17 protein-coding genes and 1 pseudogene are annotated in these 21,653 nt (G+C 45.9%); 2 read left to right on the forward strand and 16 right to left on the reverse strand.

What is annotated here, in order from left to right; genetic code table 11:
* Nucleotides 1-12: 12 nt before the first annotated feature.
* The 7 genes from DESPCE1_RS0119690 to DESPCE1_RS0119720 form a co-directional block, all read right to left on the reverse strand.
* On the reverse strand, nucleotides 13-2,622 hold the full coding sequence (locus DESPCE1_RS0119690) for a molybdopterin-dependent oxidoreductase (RefSeq protein ID WP_019851453.1): 2,610 nt from the start codon (nucleotides 2,620-2,622) through the stop codon (nucleotides 13-15).
* 293 nt (nucleotides 2,623-2,915) lie between these two features.
* The gene (locus DESPCE1_RS0119695) at nucleotides 2,916-4,025 is read right to left on the reverse strand and encodes a toxic anion resistance protein (RefSeq protein ID WP_019851454.1); all 1,110 of its coding nucleotides are present in this window, start codon (nucleotides 4,023-4,025) and stop codon (nucleotides 2,916-2,918) included.
* A gap of 26 nt (nucleotides 4,026-4,051) precedes the next feature.
* Nucleotides 4,052-5,152 carry a hypothetical protein gene (locus DESPCE1_RS0119700; RefSeq protein WP_019851455.1) on the reverse strand — a complete coding sequence of 367 codons (1,101 nt, stop codon included), beginning with the start codon at nucleotides 5,150-5,152 and terminating at the stop codon, nucleotides 4,052-4,054.
* Nucleotides 5,153-5,788, reverse strand: a complete 636-nt coding sequence (locus DESPCE1_RS0119705; protein WP_019851456.1) for a 5-bromo-4-chloroindolyl phosphate hydrolysis family protein — start codon at nucleotides 5,786-5,788, stop codon at nucleotides 5,153-5,155.
* An 11-nt stretch (nucleotides 5,789-5,799) separates the two neighbouring features.
* The gene (locus DESPCE1_RS0119710; RefSeq protein ID WP_019851457.1) at nucleotides 5,800-7,386 is read right to left on the reverse strand and encodes a VWA domain-containing protein; all 1,587 of its coding nucleotides are present in this window, start codon (nucleotides 7,384-7,386) and stop codon (nucleotides 5,800-5,802) included.
* A 177-nt stretch (nucleotides 7,387-7,563) separates the two neighbouring features.
* On the reverse strand, nucleotides 7,564-8,541 hold the full coding sequence (locus DESPCE1_RS0119715) for an MBL fold metallo-hydrolase (protein ID WP_019851458.1): 978 nt from the start codon (nucleotides 8,539-8,541) through the stop codon (nucleotides 7,564-7,566).
* A gap of 270 nt (nucleotides 8,542-8,811) precedes the next feature.
* Nucleotides 8,812-9,636, reverse strand: coding sequence for a DUF3102 domain-containing protein (locus DESPCE1_RS0119720; RefSeq protein ID WP_014795757.1), 825 nt, complete (start codon nucleotides 9,634-9,636; stop codon nucleotides 8,812-8,814).
* 229 nt (nucleotides 9,637-9,865) lie between these two features.
* Between DESPCE1_RS0119720 and DESPCE1_RS0119725 the strand changes: the two genes are divergently transcribed.
* Nucleotides 9,866-10,090, forward strand: a complete 225-nt coding sequence (locus DESPCE1_RS0119725; RefSeq protein ID WP_014795758.1) for a DUF1659 domain-containing protein — start codon at nucleotides 9,866-9,868, stop codon at nucleotides 10,088-10,090.
* Between the two features lie 35 nt (nucleotides 10,091-10,125).
* Entirely contained in the window at nucleotides 10,126-10,365 is a 240-nt protein-coding gene (locus DESPCE1_RS0119730; protein ID WP_014795759.1) for a DUF2922 domain-containing protein, read from the forward strand.
* A gap of 90 nt (nucleotides 10,366-10,455) precedes the next feature.
* Here DESPCE1_RS0119730 and smpB read toward each other — a convergent pair whose 3' ends face one another.
* The 9 genes and pseudogenes from smpB to whiA form a co-directional block, all read right to left on the reverse strand.
* On the reverse strand, nucleotides 10,456-10,926 hold the full coding sequence (gene smpB / locus DESPCE1_RS0119735; RefSeq protein ID WP_014795760.1) for an SsrA-binding protein SmpB: 471 nt from the start codon (nucleotides 10,924-10,926) through the stop codon (nucleotides 10,456-10,458).
* A 215-nt stretch (nucleotides 10,927-11,141) separates the two neighbouring features.
* Entirely contained in the window at nucleotides 11,142-13,157 is a 2,016-nt protein-coding gene (locus DESPCE1_RS0119740) for a sodium-translocating pyrophosphatase (protein WP_014795761.1), read from the reverse strand.
* A gap of 259 nt (nucleotides 13,158-13,416) precedes the next feature.
* On the reverse strand, nucleotides 13,417-13,641 hold the full coding sequence (gene secG, locus DESPCE1_RS0119745) for a preprotein translocase subunit SecG (RefSeq protein WP_014795762.1): 225 nt from the start codon (nucleotides 13,639-13,641) through the stop codon (nucleotides 13,417-13,419).
* Between the two features lie 177 nt (nucleotides 13,642-13,818).
* Entirely contained in the window at nucleotides 13,819-15,096 is a 1,278-nt protein-coding gene (gene eno, locus DESPCE1_RS0119750) for a phosphopyruvate hydratase (RefSeq protein WP_019851459.1), read from the reverse strand.
* A 388-nt stretch (nucleotides 15,097-15,484) separates the two neighbouring features.
* Nucleotides 15,485-16,954 (reverse strand): annotated as a pseudogene (gene gpmI, locus DESPCE1_RS0119755) (2,3-bisphosphoglycerate-independent phosphoglycerate mutase); the annotation flags it as partial.
* Nucleotides 16,955-17,013: 59 nt separating this feature from the next.
* The gene (gene tpiA, locus DESPCE1_RS0119760; protein WP_019851461.1) at nucleotides 17,014-17,781 is read right to left on the reverse strand and encodes a triose-phosphate isomerase; all 768 of its coding nucleotides are present in this window, start codon (nucleotides 17,779-17,781) and stop codon (nucleotides 17,014-17,016) included.
* Nucleotides 17,782-17,810: 29 nt separating this feature from the next.
* Complete coding sequence (pgk, locus tag DESPCE1_RS0119765; protein WP_019851462.1) at nucleotides 17,811-18,995, reverse strand: phosphoglycerate kinase; 1,185 nt, start codon at nucleotides 18,993-18,995, stop codon at nucleotides 17,811-17,813.
* Nucleotides 18,996-19,274: 279 nt separating this feature from the next.
* Nucleotides 19,275-20,678 carry an RNA polymerase factor sigma-54 gene (rpoN, locus tag DESPCE1_RS0119770; RefSeq protein ID WP_014795767.1) on the reverse strand — a complete coding sequence of 468 codons (1,404 nt, stop codon included), beginning with the start codon at nucleotides 20,676-20,678 and terminating at the stop codon, nucleotides 19,275-19,277.
* A gap of 2 nt (nucleotides 20,679-20,680) precedes the next feature.
* The gene (gene whiA, locus DESPCE1_RS0119775) at nucleotides 20,681-21,634 is read right to left on the reverse strand and encodes a DNA-binding protein WhiA (protein WP_019851464.1); all 954 of its coding nucleotides are present in this window, start codon (nucleotides 21,632-21,634) and stop codon (nucleotides 20,681-20,683) included.
* Nucleotides 21,635-21,653 lie beyond the last annotated feature (19 nt).

Below are 21,653 nucleotides of genomic sequence, written 5' to 3' on the forward strand. Positions count from 1 at the left end.
AGGTGTCACCTCCTAAAATATAATTCTTTGCGCCCACTGTGCATCCGGTTTTAATGGTTCACCAGCGTATTTCTCAACTCTAACAATAGTAGTATTCCAAGGCTCTTCCCCTTGTCCGCTTAACCGGGCTCCGCAAAGAACGTTTGTTGCACCTGCTTTATCAATTCCTTTTTCCTCATCCATTTCTACCCAAGCACCTTCTCCTAAGGTTACCACACCTGGCATCAATGTCTCTGAGAGGGTCAGGGGACGAATGCATTTGCCATATTCACTCTCAATTAAAACGGTATCCCCATCTTTAAGGCCAAGTGCTTCCCCATCTCTTGTGTTCATCACAAAGTCCTGAGGATAGGCTTCTCTCAACTGAGGAATGTTATCGAATACTGAGTGGGAACGTCTTCCATAGTGTATGGTAACGAGCTGGAAGGGGTATTTGCCTTTCTTTTTGCTTTGCCAATCTTCGAAAGTATCTTCATAGCCATCTAGCGGTGGTTCATACATGGCGATTGGCGGGACCGTGGTCAAACCATAAGATGCAATCTTATCAGAGAGAGGTTGGCAGTGGATTTCCAGCTTACCGCTTTTGGTTGTGAGCGGATTAGCGGCAGGATCTTTAACAAAATCTTCCCCTTGAATCACAGTTAAGCTATCACCGGCAGTTCTCTCTACTTGGTAAACACCCTGCGCCATCAAGTCATTCAAGGCGATCTTTCCTTGTTGCGGTTTACCCTGAACTCCCCATTCTTGAATGTCTTTTTCCGTAATAGTTACCAGACTCTCGTAGGTCTCCCCGTCCCCACCAATCACTTCAGCTCCTGCGAGACTGTTAAAGAATTGCTGTTTCTCAGTGATCGGATAAATTTCATCCGGATTCAGCCCGAGGCGTTTTGCTAGTTCACGATCCATCCACTCTTCTGTTTTTGCCTCATAAAGGGGTTCCGTCACTTTTTGGTTAATAAAGATAGCTTCTGGATTTCCTTGATAAATCTTCCCTTCTTTTTCCCACTCTGTGGTTGCTGGGAGAACAATATCAGCATATTTGGAGATACTTGAGAGAACAGTATCATTGGTCACTACAAAATCCACTTTGCGGAATGCTTCAATTCCCTTATGGATTCCAGAGGATTGGTTGAGGAAATTATATCCGCTGCCGTCCCGAACCAACCAAATCAAACGAATATCGCAAGGAACTTTCCCTCTACCTCCCGTTCCGGTATATTCGCCCTTTAATATAGCATCATAGGTTTCACAATAAGCCATTCCATTGGCATCGGGGTTGGTTGGGTTTGCCCATCGGTAGCCATCATATGCTCCGTATGTGGCATCCGGGAATAACGGATTGACGGCCGGGGGAAGGCCCCTGCCTCCGCCTTTGACAAGAGTTTTGCCACCGTATCCTTGATTTGCCGCATAGTTCATAGTCCATACTCCGGAACCTGGCTTTCCTACGTTTCCAGTCATCCAGCCGACTGTTAAAAATGCTTGGCAGAATTGCTGGCCTCTATAGGTGCGGGCAGGCGCAAAAGATGAGTTGAAAATAACCGGTTTTGTTGTGGCAACTTCAGTCGCGAACTCTCTAATCAGTTGCGGATCCGTTCCGCAGATTTTTGAAGCCCATTCAGGAGTTTTGGGAACCCCGTCATAAGTGCCTAAAACATAATCTTTGAAATTCTCTTTGGGATCTGCCCCCTCAGGCATATGATCTTTATCAAATCCTACAGTACACCGATCAAGGAAATCCTGATCCTGCAGATTGTGTTCAATCATGTGATAGGCCATTCCTAAAAGCAGTGCAGTATCTGTGCCTGGTCGGCAAGGTATATATTTATCAGCTAAGGTCTTTACTGAGGGTGATACTTGCGGATCAACAAAAATAAACTTTGCTCCGGCCTTTTTTGCCTGCAATAAATTGTAGGTGGGATTGCCCAGGTTGGATCGGGCAGGATTAGCTCCCCACATAACAATCAGTTTAGCATTTCTCCAGTCAGGTCTGTCGTTGGCTTTCCACGAGAAGAAGCCTGTCATGCATTCTTGAACCACACCCCACGCACCCGATGAAGAAGAACCCCATCTTACAAGGCCTCCGCCGTAGAAATTCAGCAGTCTGCTTGTTCCAAGAATGGATTTATTTCCATGCTCTTCCTTAATCCGCTTTAACTCAGCAGCGACAAGATCCAAGGCTTCATCCCAAGAAATACGTACCCATTCGTCTTTTCCCCGTAGCTCCTTGTTGCCGCCGCCAGGCTCCCAATGCTTACGCTTCATCGGATATTTAATTCGATCCGCCCCAAATACTTGATGTCTTTGGGAACGCCCCCGGTGACAACCTCTTTGCTGCGGATAATCAGGAGAGTCTGGATGTGTATCATCTGTTTTTTGTCTGACGACAACTCCATCAACTACATAGGCTTTGTTTAAGCACCGTCCCCCACAGTTATGCCAACAACCTGCGGTAATCCATTCACCCTCGTTGTTAGCTATTGCTGCGTCGGCTCCGGCTTTGGTCAGTGTATTACTGCTGCAGCCTGGCAACGTCAAGCTCGCTGCACCAATAGCACTGGCTTTTAGAAAATTCCTGCGGTTAATTTTATGATTGACAATACCCTCAAGAATATTTCCCATACAGCACCTTCCTCCTTTACTTTCATACAAGTTCATTGTGGTAAATCATAGCAACTATAAGAAAATATTATTACTCCTTGTATAAAGTCTAACAAATTAAATATGTTAATTCTATTTCCAAAAAATTATGAGTTATTAATTTTTGTTAATATTTTCACTTATAGAATTTCTTTTAACATAATATCATAATTGATTTGCAACATTCTTTGTTGGGAATACAAAGCAGAAATAACCGCCTCCTCGTCAGGGTTTGCGGTTATCTCTAATAACTCCAAATCAAGCAACTATTCCGTTTACTGTCTTATAGATATCAATGTCTGTTTAAGTTCAGATTCTATCGAAGCCAGCTCCGACTCAGCGGCCAATCTTTCCTCTTTGCCCTTTCTTTGAATGTCCAGCACGCCGCTAATGGTTTCTATTAAATCCTGATTGACCTTTTTTATGGTTTCTATGGATACAATTCCTCTTTCGCTTTCCTTAGCCACACCCAGAGTGCCTGCTTTAAGTATTTCGGAGTTTTTCTTCAAAAGATCGTTGGTCATATCCGTGACCTTGGTCTGAGCTTCAAGGGCGGCCTTGGCATTGGCCAGACCCAGAGATAGAACCATCTGGTTTTTCCACAGAGGTATGGAATTGACGATAGATGACTGTATTTTGTCAGCCAGCTGAGCATCGTTGTTTTGAATCAGGCGGATCTGCGGTCCCATCTGCAGGGATATCTGACGGCTGAGCTGCAGGTCATAGACCTTCTTTTCAAAGCGGTTTACCGCATTGGCCAAATCATTCAGCTTTTGCGCCTCTGCCTCATCCCCTGATTGGGCAACCCGCTCTCTAAGTGCAGGCAGCACTTTTTCATTCATTTCCTTAATTTTTTCTTTGCCCGCCACGATATACATGGTCAACTCTTTAAAGTACACCAGATTCGTTTTATACATTTCATCGTACATGGCAATGTCCTTAAGCATAGTATGACGATGAGCCTGCAGCATGTTACTTATCTTGTCAATGTTGACTTCCACATCGCTGTAGCGTGCAATCAGCCTGTCAATTTCCGTTTTGGCCTTTCCGAACAGATTGCCTAAAAAGCCCTTGCTCTCACCGGTGGCATCAAAGTTCTTGATGGTTACGACCAAATCGGTAAGCAGCTTGCCCGCCTCACCTGAATCCTTGGTTTTGACATTGGCCAGAGTATCATCTGCAAATTTGGCCAGCTTAGTCTGGGCACCGGAACCATAGGTAACGATGGAGTTGCTGTCCCCAATATCGATTTTATCTACAAATTCCAAAACCTGCTTTTGCTCCTCAGCCGTTAAGGAAGCCAGGCTGACGCCGCCAGACTCATCCTTGATTTTCGCCGGTAATGCTTGCCCGTCGTTGCCGAAGTCTAACTTTATCTCTGTCATGTTATCCAAGGCCCCTTTCCTATCGATTAATTTTTAAGCGCCTCAATAATTTTATCGTAAATTTCTTTTTGCAGCCCTTTGGTTACTGAGGTTATTTCCTGGGGGATTCCCTGTACCGGCACGGACTTCACGTCATATTCCCCGCCGACCACGCCGGTTCGGAAGCCGTATTTTTCCCAGGCTATTTTTTGAATCTCCGGATCGGCCAAGGCATCCACATAGACTGTGCCGCCTTCCGTAAAGCTCATGATGCAGTGAGAGTTCCATAGGGTTGGACTGGGATACAGTACCCTTATCTTATCTTTCACCTTGGTAAAGCCATCAGGGTTTTTATGGGCAAATTCAATCATGGATTTTTCATAGTCAACGATCATGGGGTAAGCGCCCTTCCCCATTCTGAGATACAGATCAAACAGCTCGGCGGGAGTCTTGTTCATAAAGCCCGAAAACTTGTAAAAATCCTTGAGTTTGGGCAAAACCTCGCCGATATTGCTTTCATCCACATCCCCCTCGTTCATAATCGAGGCCAGCAGTCCGTAATACGTTGCACCCGGTGAAGAGATTACTGGATCAGTGCTGGCAATCTCAATCTTGCCGTAAATATCTTCGATGCCTATATCCGACCATTTGGTGTTCTTTTCGATATAGGACAGCATGGCGGACATATCGGTAATATAATAAGTATCTCCTGATCGTTTAACAATGCCTCTGGACATGAGTACATCGCAGATGCTGTCCCAGCTGTAAACCACGATGGGCGTGGATAAGGCGATTCGGGATTTAAGGATTTTCAGCCGGGGGGCTTCGCGTTCTGCGGCAGGTTTTCTATAGTAATCATAAAAACTTTCATCGCTGAAAAAAACAAAGTCATAGCCTTGATTATCCTTGGTTGTGAGTGTGTCCTTAATGAGGGCGTCGTTGCTCCAGTCGTCAACCCTCAGGTTGATATTGTATTTATCATGCAAGATCCCCAGGATCTCCGGATCCGCCAGAAAGTCCTCTTTACCGCCACCTACCGCTCCGGTAACCGTTATGGATGTGTCCTTCTGCTCAGTCATGAATGAGGCAGAGATTCCAATAATAATCACGACGATAAAAGCTGCAACAGCGGTCAATATTTTTTTCATTTATGAACCTCCTCCCCTAAAATCCTGATTGTCTATAAGTCCTTCTGATTTAAATACAGCCGTCATGGCAATCATTTCAGCCTTGCTGTCCAACACATCCTTAGAGAACAGACTGTAATACTTTTTATGGAGAGCGTCCGCTATTTGCGGCAAAAAGAGGGAAAATTCTGCAGCAAATTTCTGGGCTTCCTCTGTTTTAAATGAGCCTTCAGCCAAATTCTCATAGGTATTTAAAATATTAATCAGCCCTGGCAGATAATATAAGGAGAAATCATTCAGCTTCGTGTACAGCGAATTGTCCTCCTCCAGGGCCTCAGCTATTTTCAGGCAGGTTTTATGGATTGAGGACAACATACCGATGATGTCCTTCTCCATGTTCAGCTCTTGCAATTTGTCCATATACTGTGCGATAGCGGAGCTGTGATCAAGAATCGATTGATAAACCTTACCATAGGCCCCCTCATCGCCTTTTACTTCAATTCCTATGTTCTTTTCCTTTTGCAGAGCCTTAATGGTCAGCACAGCTATTAGCAGGCAGGCTGCACTGCATAAGGCAGATATTACAATATTGCCGCCGATCAGCCAGACGGCAAGGGATGCTGCAGCCGCTGCAACACCAATGAATATTTCTTTCATAGCAATCTCCCCTAATTATATCCTCTTATCTCCTTAAAGGCGTTAATAATATCCGTGTCCTCATCAAATACCTTGCCCCCCGTGAGCCTGCTGATTTCATCCAGCTGTTTCGGAATTCGGGAATTTGACACAATTGAAAATACTGGGATATCATAGGATATATCAGAACTGAACCTGCCATCACGGGATAGACCGTTGGTTATCAGGACGATCGATTTTGTATAGATTTCAGAATCAACATCATTTAATATCTTAATAGCGAACTCCACTGGTTTGCATATATCCGCTCTAAATCCTTTAGTGACACCCTTTATCCCGGAAATCAAGGATTCCGTATCCGCGACAGATTGAATTGAATAAACCTTTTCAGGAGCATAACCAAAGGGAATAACAAATATCTTATCCTTTTCAGAAAACTGGATCATCTCCTCTACGGCTAGTTCACGGATTAATATCTTCTCCATGGCCGCAACAAGCTGCTTATTGGACCTCCCTTCCATACCTTCTGAAAGATCCAGGCAGAAAGCGACGGCAGCCGGCTTTCGGGACATATCAAGGTAAAGGGCCAGGGCCGTTTTAAGCACAGGACCCGCTGGATATTTAATAGGGGACAAATAAGCAGTTCCGTCAATTCCGTAAGACTCTTTAAACACCTCAACGTTGGATACCTGACCTCCGTAGGTGGTTCTTCTCCCCAACCCTTCAAGCTTTTGCTGGGTATCCACGGATAACAAGAAATTCTGCAGCTTATAAAATATCTCCAGTTTCTCACTGTCATTATTGTCTATATAGGCAAAGGGGCTGTCTGAAACAGAGACTCCGTCCGAGGGATAGATAAACCGCAAAGGCTCTTTATTGCTGGCGATCAGCTGCTTGTTCAGCTCGATAAGGGACGATTCGTAGCTTACAAGGGCATCGTATTCCCCTGCCTGGAATATGTCGATTAAATGCTCATCACCGCCGTAATTTTTCACCACTCTTTTAAAGATCTTCTCTACTCTTTCCTGAAGAGCCGGTAATGTTAAGTCTTCCTTTGTCAACACCAGAGGATTACCCGCCAGGCCGTTTAAAAAGGCTATGTAAGCCGATGCTCCGCTGTTTGTTTTCGTGACTGAAGGCATCATAAACTTTAAATTTCCTGCTTCAATCGCCTCCACCAAGTCATTGACAACAGTATCCCTACTGAATCCCAAGGCTTTATATCTGCTTTCCTTGACCGCAAAGATGACGGGGTTAACGAATATGGACTTGGAGTTTTTCAGAAGATTGCTTGGGATTGACGCATTCCAAATACTGCTTGCGGACCATACGGCATCATAATCCTGGGGCGATGATTTGATCATATCAGGTATAGTTACTGAGCCCGCATACTCAAATCTCAAGTCTATTTTATTTTTCCGGGCAAACTCGCGTAGCATCGGCTCTAAGTCCTCATTTTCACTACTTGACAAAATAGTGAACCCATTTTCACTACCTGATGGGACAGCGAAAGCATTATTGAGCTCTTTTTGGGAAGAACGAGCGCCCCAAAAAACTATAGCTACCAGCAGAAAAACAATCGCTATTTTAACAATCGTTATTTTTCTGTACAAACCCATCTCATTTCCCCTCTTTTTGCATTCATTTCTATATTATAGCATATGTCAGTGAGGATTTATGGAAGCCGCCAGGAAAAAACCATGGCTGGCGGCAAGGAAATTGCCCACCGCACAGCATGAAAAAATAGAAAGACCGCCTTTCGCAAAAAGGCGGTGTCCGTAATCGAAAATAGTCTTCTATACCCTTGAATAATAGACTACTCCATCCTTTAAGTCCTTAACCACAACCTTTTGAAAAACCAGATGGGTCAGGTGGGCCAGAGCTTCCCCGGTCGCAAATATTTTTTGGGCCGGCGGGAAGTCTTCCCAGGACTTAATGGATAAATCCCATTGCATTTGACTGGCTACTTGGGCTCCCGACAAACTCCCATTGCCCAATATCGTCAGGATATTTTCCAGCCGCCGCTGATGATGAGATTTAAGCTCTTCTATCCTTGTATATCCATCCTCAAGAACATAACGATGGGCAGGGAAAACCACCTTTAGATCAAGACCGGCAATTTTATCCAAGCTCTTTAGGTATTCACCGAGGTAATCTCTGGTGATGGTTGCCGGCGGCGCCCAAATCGTATTATTGGGAGTGATTTTTCCTAAGATATGATCCCCGGAAAACAGGATTTTTCGTTCCGCATCATAAAGGCAAACATGATCCGGGGCGTGACCCGAGGTCTCAATACACTGAAAGCGGAATTCGCCAACTTGGAGAATATCCCCATCCTGGACAATGGCTACACTTTCCACGATGTCACTGGCATAGGTATACCCAGGGTGGGCGGATATACTGATCTGGGGCAATCCGCTTTGACTGATCAAATCATCAAAGAAGCCTTGTAACCCTTCCTCTGCATAGCCCTGCAAAGATTGGGCACAATACCTGCCACTATAGACTGTGTTGGTCGGACGGGATAAGTAACCGGCCAGGCCCGAATGATCGCCATGAATATGAGTTATGAAGATATCCGTGTTTTCCATCGCAATACCAAGCTCCTCTATAGCTTGATCCATAGCCTCCCTGCATTCGGAACGATTAAAGCCGGTGTCAATAAGGAGGTTCCGCTCATCTCCTTTGACTAAATAGGCATTGGTTGCCTTTAAAGGGTTATTAGGCAGTGGAATTTGAATTTTAAAAATATCTGGGTATACTTGTTCAATCATCTTTAAACATCCTTTCAGTATATGTTGAGCCTGTTTTTTTACTCTGGTGATGCCAACCTTAACAACATGGGAGTCTGCCGTGAATCTACAACCCATTGTTGCGAATTTTCCCAATATTCTTAGTATAAGTTTACCATAGAATTACCCTCTGTCCCTGCTATGTGCATAGTTTCTTTTATACCTTTGCCGGTTCACCGTCAGCGTGCCCCTTCAATATGAAAAAGCCCCTTTATCCGTATAGTATATCATTCGGATAAAGGGACTTTCATTCTACATTTTCGCTTTTAAGCCCTCAGCTAAAAAATTTATGATCTTATCTTTGTAGACTTTATATGTGTCGGGCTCCTGCTTGGCAAATTCCTTCAGCTCCCACAAAAGCTCCCTGAAGTTCCGGTCAAGGCTCTCGTATAAAAAGGCGATTTTATTGGCTTTGCTCTTGTGGTAAGCCTGATCAAGCCTGTTGCTCATCCGGTCGATGGCTTGGGCGGAAGTATCCTGCTTAAGGTTTTTTAGGTCCATGCTCAATTTCTCGGCTCTGGCCTCGCTCTTCGCTTTGGCTTGATTCAGCTCTTCCACTTTGGTTATCAGGTTGTCCCGTTCGCCGCTCAGCCGGGTTATCTGGCCTTCCTGGTCTGCCAGGGTTTGCTGTAGCTCTGTCTTTTCCTGAAGAGCCTGATCCCGCTCCGCCGCAGCCCGGTTCCGTTCCTGAACCGCCTTTTGCAGCTCCCGGGTCGACATGCTCTCCAGATCCAGCTCGGTGATAAACTGAGCCCGTTCCTCCTCCGGGATCCCCAGCAGAATGAGCCCCTGAGTGTAGCTCAGTTTGGAAAGCGCTTGCCAATCTGGTGAGGCGGGCTGTGGGGGCCCATACTCCTCAAACAGGCGGATCAGGTTGCCCGCCGTTTTCTGGGAGTAACTGACTGACTCTTCCAGCCACCGGCCCCATTCACCATAGGGGAGCAGACCCTTGGCCTCCACCAGGCGGCTGCCGATCTCGATGGCATTGTACAGAAGAACTTTGCATACCTGATGCTTCATCGTATTGATTTCAGCTGCTATTAAAAGCGGCGTGCGTTCTGTGCTCACATCCCCCATGATGGTTCCCTGCCTTTAATCGGGAATTCCCGTCCTTTTTGATTGATTTACTCATAGACTATGTGATCAAGGTCTTAAGTGTGACAAACCTGACAAGGAACTCCAAGAATATACATTCCCTTAACCACGATAGTCGTTGCTTCTGTCACCTCTGGATGAACAAGCCCATAAGATAGGACAGGACGGGGTCTCCCGGTCGGTCAATACAGCGGAAAGGAGGGTGATGCATATGGCTGTAGTAGCTCATCCATTGAGCTCAACTGTAGTGATAAGATATCAGGTGGGTGAAACCCCCTCCGGTTCCCCGATCATCAGGCAAAAAAGCCTGAACAACGTCAAAGCTGAGGCCACGGACCAAGATATTTATGATGTGGCGGCAGCTTTATTCGGTCTGAGCGAACGTCTGGTGATTCAGACGATCCTCAGAAAAAATTATGATTTGATAGACGAGTAATTCCTGAAAGCATTAACCGGAAAGGAGGTGCTGCGATGGCAATCATAAGCAAAACGGTTCTGCGGCTGACCTTTAACACAACCGGAAACAAAGCCTTTTCCTTCAGCCTGGATGATCCAAGGCCGGACTTGACTAAAGGCGAAATCGAAGCCGCCATGGATACGATCATCGAAAAGAATATCTTTCTTTCCCCCAGCGGTGAGCTGATCGGAAAGAGAGATATCCGGATCGTGGGAACGATGACCAATGACATGTACGATCCCCCGCAAGCTTAAGCGGAGGATCTGAAGGGTCATTGCTCCATGTAAGAAAAACCAAAGGATACTCCCTTCAAAAAGGAGTACCCTTTGGTTTTTTTAGTCAGGTCAATAGTTTTTGCCTTGATCCCGGAAGTGACGCTCAATCTCACGTTTGGCATCCCGCTCGGCAATATCTTGGCGTTTATCATAATTCTTTTTCCCTCGGCAAACCCCGAGTTCGATTTTAGCCAGGCCATGTTTAAGGTAAATCTTGGTGGGAATCAGGGTCAGTCCCTGTTGTTGCACTTTCCCGATAAGCTTAATGATCTCTGAACGATTAAGAAGGAGTTTGCGCTTGCGCAAGGGATCATGATTAAAACGGTTTCCTTGCTCGTATGGGCTAATATGCAGCTGATAAAGCCAAACCTCACCGTTTTCAATCCGGGCATAGCTGTCCTTGAGGTTGACACGTCCATTACGAATGGATTTAATCTCGGTTCCTGTGAGGATAATCCCGGCTTCCAGCTTCTCCTCTACAAAATAATCATGATAGGCTTTTCGGTTGTCGGAGATAACTTTAATTCCTTCAGATGCCACAAGGCTCCTCCTCCCAGATTCCCGTTTACATACAGTAAAACTTTAGATCATAAGTATAGCATAAACTCTCGCTTTCTTCCAGTAGGGTAAGCAGCTGGCTTAATGCAGTGCTGTTCAAACTGCTCAAGACCTTGGACTAGGGATATGAAAAAGGAGCATCGCTGATTACTTTAAAAGGTAGTCAGCGATACTCTCTTCCTGGATAATCTAATCTACTAAATCAAAAATGGAGCGATAATCAGGGAAATGGTACCCATAACTTTGATCAAGGCGTTTAAGGACGGGCCAGCCGTATCCTTGAAGGGGTCGCCTACGGTGTCCCCGATGACAGCAGCGGCATGGGTCGGAGTTCCTTTACCGCCGAGATTTCCAGCTTCAACATACTTCTTGGCATTGTCCCAAGCTCCACCAGCGTTAGCCATGAAGATTGCCATGAGCAATCCGGAAACTGTTCCACCGGCAAGCATTCCACCTAAAGCATCCTTACCAAGTAAAAACCCTACCAGGATCGGAGAGCCTATGGCTAAGAGTCCAGGAACAATCATTTGACGAATAGCAGCTTTAGTGGAGATATCCACGCAAGCGCGATAATCCGGTTTAGCCTTTCCTTCCATAAGACCAGGAATCTCACGGAATTGGCGACGGACTTCACCAATCATTTCGAAAGCAGCTTTACCTACAGCTTCCATAGCAAAAGCAGAGAAGAGGAAGGGTAGCGCGGCTCCGATGAAGAGACCGATAATCGTGGTGGGTACGAGAATATCGATACGATCAAGATGCGCAAGCTCAGAGTAAGCATTAAAGAGAGCTAAGGCGGTCAAGGCTGCGGAACCGATAGCAAATCCTTTAGCCACAGCGGCAGTGGTGTTCCCTACAGAGTCGAGTTTATCCGTGGTTTTACGGACCTCGGGCTCTAATTCGGCCATTTCAGCAATACCGCCGGCATTATCTGCAACCGGTCCGAAGGAGTCGATGGCCACGACCATCCCTGCAGTAGAAAGCATAGCCATAGCAGCCATAGCAATACCGAAGATTCCAGCGACTGCAAAGGAAACATAAGTAGCAACGCAAATGACGATAACAGGAAGAGCGGTACTCTTCATACCGGTAGCCAGACCCTGAATAATATTGGTGGCTGCACCGGTCTCAGAAGCTTTGGCAATTGCTTGGGAAGGAGCCTTCTGATTTGACGTATAGTACTCTGTTAATAGACCAATAAGAATATTAACGACTAATCCACAAATAATCGCAATGAATATATTGTTAGGAGTTAGCGTAAGGGTTTCACTTACACGCACAGGTTCAGTGATCATCAATTGGACGATAGCGTAAGAAGCGATAGCTGTTAATAAGTTAGTACCCCACAACCCTTTGTTCAAGGCAGTTTGTGGATTGGCATTTTCTCCGGTACGAACAAAAAAGCTTGCAATAATCGAAGAAAGCATTCCAGCCACCCCAATCATGAGGGGAAGCATAAGTCCGGGAGCTCCGCTTCCTACGGATTGGAAAGCTACAGCACCGATAAGCATAGCTGCAATGGTGGTAGCAGCATAGGATTCGAAAAGGTCGGCTCCCATCCCGGCAGTATCACCTACGTTATCTCCCACATTATCGGCGATAACAGCAGGGTTACGAGGATCATCTTCAGGAATACCGGCTTCAACTTTACCTACCAAGTCCGCACCGACATCGGCTGCTTTCGTATAGATACCACCGCCGACACGAGCAAACAAAGCAATAGCACTGGCACCAAAGGCAAAAGAGTTGATGGTTTCAGCATCTTGGAACCATAAGAAAAGAGCAGCGACCCCAATAAGACCTAATCCGTTAACAGAAAGACCCATAACAGCCCCTGCACGGAAGGATACTCCTAAGGCCTTGTTCAAGCTGGTCCGGGCGGCTTCCGTAGTACGGGCATTAGCACGAGTGGTAATTCCCATACCCACATAGCCGGCCACAGCGGAAAGCAGCGCTCCCACAAGGAAAGATACCGCAGTTTGCCAGCTTTTTAAGAAAGTCAGGATAATAAAGATGATGATTACAAAAGGAATAAGTGTTTTGTACTGGCGATTGAGAAATGCCATGGCACCCTCTTGAATCGCGAGAGAAATTTCCTGCATCCGAGCATTTCCTGGGCTTTCTTTTAAAACACTACTTGCGAAGTAAAAGGCAAATGCCAGCCCGACAAGACCTGCTAAGACAGCCCATATAGGCATTGAAGCAAAATCCATTATCAAAAACCCCCCTAAATAATGAAAATTTATGTAATGAGCCAGTTTCCCCCTAAATATTAATTCAGTTCCCGTTTGGCACCATTAAAACTACATACTAGGATTGTTCATTATTGATTTTAGTAAGGTAATGGATGAAGGTGAACCTACCGGTTCAATTATGCAGGTTATAAGAACTTCTGTTTTTAAAGGATTAGCTTTCTGCGGTTATTGCTCTATTTTTACGGAAGCTGAATAAAGGGAAAAAGGGGACCTGACTTTATTTCATAAGCCAGGCTACCCCCAGAGAACTCAGCAAAAATACCACAGCTGAGGCAATACTAACTTTTTGAAGGACAGCATCCAATCCCTTCTTCTTCCCAAAGAAGGACTCACTGGCGCCACCAATAGCCCCCAAACCTGCACTCACGCCGGATTGAAGTAAAACCGTTGCGATCAGACCCAAGGAGCTAAGGACTAATATAACGGTTAGAAAAATAACCATACCTATTCACCCCCTAAATATATTAAAAATCAGTCGGAAGCAGTATCCTGCCTATATCAGGTAAACCGCCACTTCTCTCGTGGCGGTCATTCCTTATGATTTAGTCAGTACCGCTATTTTAGCACAAAAATTTGACAAAAGGCAAGAGTAGATAAGTCAACTGTCAATATGGAACCATCAACGGCCCAATGCCTCATGGCCGCGATAAACTCCGGTTTCCCCAAGTTCTTCTTCGATGCGAAGAAGTTCATTATATTTTGCTACACGTTCTGTCCGTGCGGGCGCACCTGTTTTAATCTGTCCTGCATTGACAGCGACGGCTACATGAGCCATAGTCACATCCTCTGTTTCCCCGGAGCGATGTGAAATAACCGTTGTGTATCCAGCACGTTTGGCCATTTCGATGGCATCCAGGGTTTCAGTAAGGGTCCCGATCTGATTGAGTTTAATTAAGATGGAATTGGCGCATTTTTCCTTAATACCCCGTGCCAAGCGGGCAGGATTGGTGACAAACAGATCATCTCCCACCAGTTGAATCTTGCTTCCAAGTTTTTCAGTAAGCTTTTTCCATCCTTCCCAGTCTTCTTCAGACAACCCGTCCTCGATGGAAACGATAGGGTACTTTTCAACCAGATCTTCATAATAGGCAATCATTTCATCAGAAGTCTTGGTTAGTCCTTCCCCTTCAAGATGATATTTTCCATCTTTATAAAGCTCCGTGGCTGCTACATCCAGGGCCAGAGCGATATCTTTTCCAGGCGTGTAACCTGCACGTTGAATGGCATCCATAATAGCCAGCAGTGCATCGGCATTGGATTCCAAGCTGGGGGCAAATCCTCCCTCATCGCCAATGGCAGTCGCAAGAGACTTTTCCTTAAGAACTGCCTTCAAGCTATGATATACTTCTGTTCCCATTTGCAGAGCTTCAGTAAAGCTTTTAGCACCTACAGGCATAATCATAAATTCTTGAATATCCACGTTATTATCGGCATGCTGACCGCCGTTTAAGATGTTCATCATCGGAACAGGGAGCTCCTTGGCGTTAACGCCCCCTAAGTATTGATAAAGGGGAAGTCCAACGCATTCTGCTGCAGCTTTGGCGTTAGCCAAAGAAACTCCTAGAATGGCATTGGCTCCAAGTTTACCCTTGTTCTCTGTTCCATCAAGAGCAATGAGTTCACGGTCAATAGCCGGTTGGTCAAAGGGGTTTAATCCTTCCAGTTCCGGGGCGATCACTTTATTAACATGTTCTACGGCTTTAAGAACCCCTTTACCCAGAAAACGCCCTTTATCGCCATCTCTCAATTCAACGGCTTCAAACGCACCTGTGGAAGCACCTGAGGGAACAGCCGCCCGCCCCATGGAACCATCTTCTAAAACGACTTCTACCTCAACAGTAGGATTGCCACGGGAATCCAGGATCTCACGTCCATAAATCTCGTCGATATAACTCATATGTATAACCTCCTAAATATAGTATTCAACCTAAATTCTTGTCGTAAACTTGCTTAATGATCTTTATCCTGCATCCGCATCGCTAAGACCCCAAAAACAACCCAAGGATTTTGCTTTCAGGCAGGGAACGGCTTTTAAGCGAGCAGGAAGCAATCTTCGCGAAAGGCTGCAGCGGAGTCAGGTTGGAAACAGGACGTTTCCAACCGCCCATTGAGCAGGAGCGATTTGGGCACGAAAGCCGGATGAGGGTTTCGCCCAAGCCGCCATGCCACAGAAAGCTGCTTAGCGGCGCAGGTGGACCTGACGTAGCGGAAGTCTTGAGCGATTAGATTGCTCCGCGCAGCTTATAGAGTGAACGCCTAAAGCAAAATACTGGAGAGAGCCATCATTACAGAATCAAGGATTTTCCGGTCATTTCCTGAGGCTTAGGAATTTTCATCAGCTCCAGGGCCGTAGGAGCCACATCCCGAAGAGCCCCTCCCTCCCGCAAGGTTTTGCCCTTAAGGTCATCATTAACCAAGATAAAAGGCACCGGATTGGAAGTATGGGCAGTCAGAGGTTGGCCTGTTTCCAAGTCCACTTTAGCTTCAGCATTGCCATGATCAGCTGTTATGATGACAGTTCCCTGGCGCTCTAAAATCTTGGGAACGATTTTTCCAATACACTCATCCACCGCTTCTATGGCTTTAACGGTAGCCCCAAATTCCCCGGTATGACCCACCATATCCGAATTGGCAAAGTTCAGAATGATAATGTCATAATCCTCTGTATCCAAGCGTTTAAGGAGCTCCTCAGTAATTTCATAGGCACTCATTTCCGGCTTCAGATTATAGGTAGCAACTTTTGGAGAAGGAATAAGGCAACGGGTTTCGCCAGGACAAGGATCCTCTACCCCTCCGTTAAAAAAGAAAGTAACATGGGCGTATTTTTCTGTCTCAGCGATACGAAGCTGCTTCTTCTTATGTTTTGCCAGAACCTCCCCTAAGGTATTGTCTAAGTTCTGAGCAGGAAAAGCCACTGGAACTTTCAGAGTATCGTCATATTCAGTCATACACACATAATGAAGATTCAAAGGTTTTCCTCGCTCAAAGCCAGTAAATTCCTCATTCACGAGGGCATAAGAAATCTCCCGGGCACGATCGGAACGGAAGTTAAAGAAGATGAAGCTATCTCCATCCTGGAGGGTTCCAACGGCCTTTCCTTCTGAATCCACAATGACCGTAGGCGCTACAAACTCATCCGTGACTCTGATATCATAAGATTGTTCAATCGCTGCCAAAGGGTTAGGTGCTTTCAAACCTTCCCCATCGACTAAGGCCCGGTAACCCTTTTCTACCCGCTCCCAACGTTTATCCCGATCCATCGTATAATAACGGCCACTTACGGTAGCGACTTTGCCAAGGCCTAATTCCTTACATTTAATATTGAGTCTGGTCATGAATACCTTAGCACTTTGAGGCAGCACATCCCGGCCATCTAAAAGGGCATGGATAAATACTTTTTTAACCCCCATGGCTTTTGCCATATCTAAAAGGGCAAAAAGATGCTCACTATGTGAGTGAACCCCTCCGTCTGAGAGCAATCCCATAAGGTGCAGAGCGTTGGGCCCATCCTTTACCCGTTCCATGGCTTCTTTCAATACGGTATTTTGGGCAAACTCACCGGTCCGTATGGCTTTGGAAATACGGGTGAATTCCTGATACACCACCCGCCCCGCCCCAATATTTAAATGGCCGACTTCCGAGTTTCCCATTTGCCCTGGGGGTAATCCTACCTCTTCCCCTGAAGCAACGATGAAGGTATGGGGGTACTCCTCAAACAGCGTATTGAAGCTCGGCTTTTGGGCATTGGCTATGGCATTGCCCTCTGCCTGAGGACTATGGCCCCATCCGTCAAGAATCATTAATAAAAGGGGCTTCATAGGGCAGCCACCGCATTCTGAACCAGTTGCGCAAATCCTTCAGGCTCAAGGCTGGCCCCGCCCACAAGGGCTCCATCCACATCCGGTTGCTCCATGAGTTCCCCGATATTGTCGCCCTTAACGCTCCCTCCATAGAGGATGTTGATTTCATCGGCAACCACGCCGGCAATTCCGGCTAATGTGGAGCGAATCATGGCGCACATCTCTTGAGCATCTTCACTGGAGGCGGTTTTACCCGTTCCAATGGCCCAAATGGGCTCATAGGCAATGACCACTCTTTTCAATTCATCCGCTGAAAGATCAGTGAGATCCTTTTCCACCTGACCGCGAACGATAGCAAAGGCCTTTCCTTCTTCACGGTTGGCTAAGTTTTCACCCACACAGAGAATAGGGGTAAGCCCTGCTTTGAGAGCTGCCTTCACCTTTTTGGCAATCTCTTCATCTGTTTCACGGAGAACTTCCCGGCGCTCCGAATGCCCGAGGATGACATAGGTGCAAGCAACATCCACCAGCATAGCGGCAGAAATCTCTCCGGTATAGGCCCCATTAGGGGCGTAGAACATGTCCTGAGCCCCAATATGAATGACGCTCTCCTCCAGCTCATCCTTGAGAACACTTAAGGCTGTAAAGGGAGCACACACGACAACATCAATTTCAGTAAGTTCACCAAGCATTCCTAAGAGCCTTACCGCATAATCCTGAGCTTCACGAAGGCTTTTATTCATCTTCCAATTTCCAGCGATAATAGGATGTCGTTTGGCCATTAAATGAGCTCCTTTCAAGATGAGATAGTTTATATAGTTTGAAGTGCGGCTACACCGGGTAGGGTCTTCCCTTCTAAGAGCTTCAAAGAAGCTCCTCCTCCTGTAGAGATATGGCTCATTTGATTCCCCACACCCATTTTTTCTACGGCAGCCACAGAATCTCCACCGCCTACTATAGTCATGCCCGGGCATAGAGCCACGGCCTGAGCAACCTTCTCTGTCCCTTTGGCGAAATGTTCCATTTCAAAGACACCCATAGGGCCATTCCACACGATGGTCCGTGCCTTTTGTATTCTTTCGCTGAAAAGGCCGGCGCTTTCCGGTCCGATATCCAAGGCCATTTCGTCCTCAGTTAACTCTTGGATGGTGGTAATCCGATAAGGTGCATCGGCCTTAAATTCTTTTGCCGCCACTACATCTTGAGGCAAAAGAATGTCTACTTTAAGTTCCTGCGCTTTATCAAGAATCTCTTGAGCTAAGGATAATTTATCTGCTTCCACCAAAGATTTTCCCAGGTCATATCCCTGAGCTTTCAGGAAGGTATTGGCCATTCCACCACCAATGATAAGAGCATCGACTTTATTGAGCAAGTTCTCAATGACACCGATTTTATCACTGACCTTGGCTCCTCCAATAATGGCCACAAAAGGCCGCTCCGCATCTTCCAAGGCCTTGCCCATGCTTTCGATTTCCTTTTGGAGAAGGAGGCCTGCCACGCCGGGAATATGATGAGCGATTCCTTCTGTGGAAGCATGAGCCCGGTGAGCTGTGCCAAAAGCATCATTAACATACACTTCGGCTAAGCGAGCTAATTGCTTAACAAACTCCGGCTCATTCTTTTCTTCCTCTTCGTGATAACGAACGTTTTCTAAGAGAAGGACCTCACCTTCATGTAATTGGGCCACTTCTTTTTCTACTTCCGGACCGATACAATCCGGGGCAATGGATACCGGTCGATTGAGCAATTCACTGAGGCGTTTTGCTACGGGAGCAAGGGAGTACTTCGGATCGGGTTTTCCTTTAGGACGTCCTAAATGGGAGGCAAGAATAATTTTGGCCCCTTCGCCGATTAGGTATTGAATGGTAGGCAAAGCTGCCCGAATCCTCGTGTCGTTGGTAATATTGCCATGATCATCCATGGGTACGTTAAAATCAACCCGCACAAAAACACGTTTATCTCGTACCACGATGTCCTTAAGCCCTTTCTTATGCATTAAGTATGGTTCTCCTTTCCTCATTAGCTTAATCATCTCTGGGTCTTTGCTATGAAAGCTTATGTGTTCAGTAAGTTAAGCATTACTATCTATGTAAATTTTGAGTAATGAATCATAGCCATTGGCAATTTTATGCCAATCCAATCTGTCTTAGTTTAGCACTTTCTATCATCTTAGTATACCGCTCGAAGGAAGTTTCTACTCTTTAGACTATACCTTGATCCCAAATTTTAAGGGCATTCACTATCAGATTGTAATTATTCAGCTGATCATTATTCGCTAATAGCGTTTCCGTAGAGTTGTTGAAGGGATACCCAGTTCATCACGGTATTTCGCGACGGTTCGTCGTGAAATCTCCATATTCTTTCCTTTAAGGATCTCTGAGAGTTTCTGATCAGAGTATGGGCTCTTGGGATCCTCAGCAGCGATGATACCTTTCAAGGTTTGTTTAATTCCTTCCGTGGTAATCCCTTGTTCGCTACCTAAACCTGTGGCAAAAAAGAACTTAAATTCGAAGATTCCCCGAGGGGTCTGTACGTATTTATTGGATGTAGCCCGACTGACCGTTGACTCGTGGACCCCGATCTCTTCCGCAATGTCTTTGAGATTGAGAGGCTTTAAATAGCGAATTCCTCGCCTCAAAAACTCTTCTTGACGTCTTACAATAGCGTCCGCAACCTTATATAGAGTGAGTCGCCTTTGCTCGATACTGCGAATCAACCATGCTGCCGCATTGAGTTTTTGCTCGACAAATTTGCGAATCTCCGATTCATTATTCTGACTTAATGCTTTACGATAGGCCTGATTAATTCCCAGACGGGGCACAGTCACATCATTGACCAGGATAATATATTCACCCTCAACCTCTTCAATCACGACATCGGGAAGGATATACCGAACTTCACCAGAACCCGCAAAACGCCGACCGGGTTTAGGATCCAGGGTACGAATTAAATCCGCCATGTCTTGAACTTGACTTGGGGTAATCTTAAGTTGGTTAGCAATCCTTTGTAAACGACCGGCGGCTAAATCCTCCAGGTACTTAAGAAACTCAGGCATCTCCGGAGGGTATTCTTCCAGCATGGGGAGCTGCAAGCGCAGGCATTCTTCCAAACTCCTTGCCCCAACTCCCAAAGGGTCCAGACTTTGGATAACTGCCAAACCTTTTTCTACTTCCTCAAGAGGAAGCCGCAGCTGTCCAGCTATCTCCTCTAAAGAAAGAGGTAAATAGCCATTATCATCTAAGTTTCCAATAATGTATTCAAGTAAATCCGGGGACACGGGAACCTTTTGTATATGAATCTGTTCAAGCAAATGCTCTTGAAGAGAAGGAGCTGCCGCTAAAAAAGGCTCAAATCGGTTGCTCTGTCCAGCATCGGGGTCATACTCCCTGCTAATTCGTTCTTCCTGATGCTGAAAATACTCTTCCCAGTTCATATCCCAAGTACTCTCATCAGCACTCTCGTCTTTCTCCTGAGTTGAAGGACTTTCCTGGGTATTGTCCATGCTTTTATCTGCTGAATCTTCAATCACATCGAGCAGAGGGTTTTCCAGCATCTGCTGCTCTACATAACCGGAGAGTTCTATTGCTGATAACTGCAGGACTGCAATCGCTTGGCGCAACTCTGGTGTCATGATTAGTTTCTGCGTTTGTTCCAGGTTCAAGCCATATCCTATGCGCACATTCATCCTCCTTTCTTGACCTGTCTGCTTTGTTCATCCAACTTTTCTGCAAGCTCGTCGATCTTACGCATCCGGTGATTGACCCCCGATTTACCGACCTTAGGAACCAACATCTCGCCTAACTCCTTCAAGCTGGCATCGGGATATTCCAGCCGCAGCCCGGCAATTTCTCGTAACGGTTCCGGCAAGGCTTGTAAACCGATAGTATTGGCTACTTTTTGGATATTCTCTACTTGCCGTACAGCCGCGTCCACGGTCTTATTGAGGTTAGCTGTTTCACAGTTTACCAAGCGATTGACTTGATTGCGCACGTCCTTGAGAACACGAACATTCTCGAATTCCAAAAGGGCCCGGTGGGCGCCGATAAAGCCAAGAAATTCAACAATATGTTCACTCTCTTTAATATAGACCACATGCCAATTCTTACGCATACTTACCTTGGCTCCCAAATTAAATTTATTAAGAAGCTTGCTTAATGCGTCAGCATGAAGAGGATCATTGGTGATAATCTCCAGATGATAAGTTCCTTCGGGATTATTGATGGATCCTCCCGCCAAAAATGCCCCTCGCAAGTATGCTATTTTATCGCATTTCTTTTTTATTAAAAAATTAGGGATACCCGGTAATATTTCTCCCTCTTCATCCATAAGTCCCAACTGTTGAAAATCAGCTAAAGCCCGGGGATAGATTTTTACCATGTAGGAGTTATTCTTTTTCAGGCGCAGTTTCCTCCGTACCATGATGTCCACGGGTAATTCCAATAAAGTTTTGGCCAAGCGATACACTTTACGCGCCACCGGAGCACTTTCAGTGATAACATTCAAGGCATAAGAGTTATTGGAAATCTGCAACGTCCCATCCATCCGCACTAAGGCAGCTAATTCTGCAAGATTGCAGCATTTTTTCCTTTCCTCGATCCGAGCCAACTCATCCTTGGTTTCGGCACTAAAGGACATTCTCCCACTTCCTTTACCA

Source organism: Desulfitobacterium sp. PCE1, assembly GCF_000384015.1.
In the GTDB taxonomy this organism is placed as follows: domain Bacteria; phylum Bacillota; class Desulfitobacteriia; order Desulfitobacteriales; family Desulfitobacteriaceae; genus Desulfitobacterium; species Desulfitobacterium dehalogenans.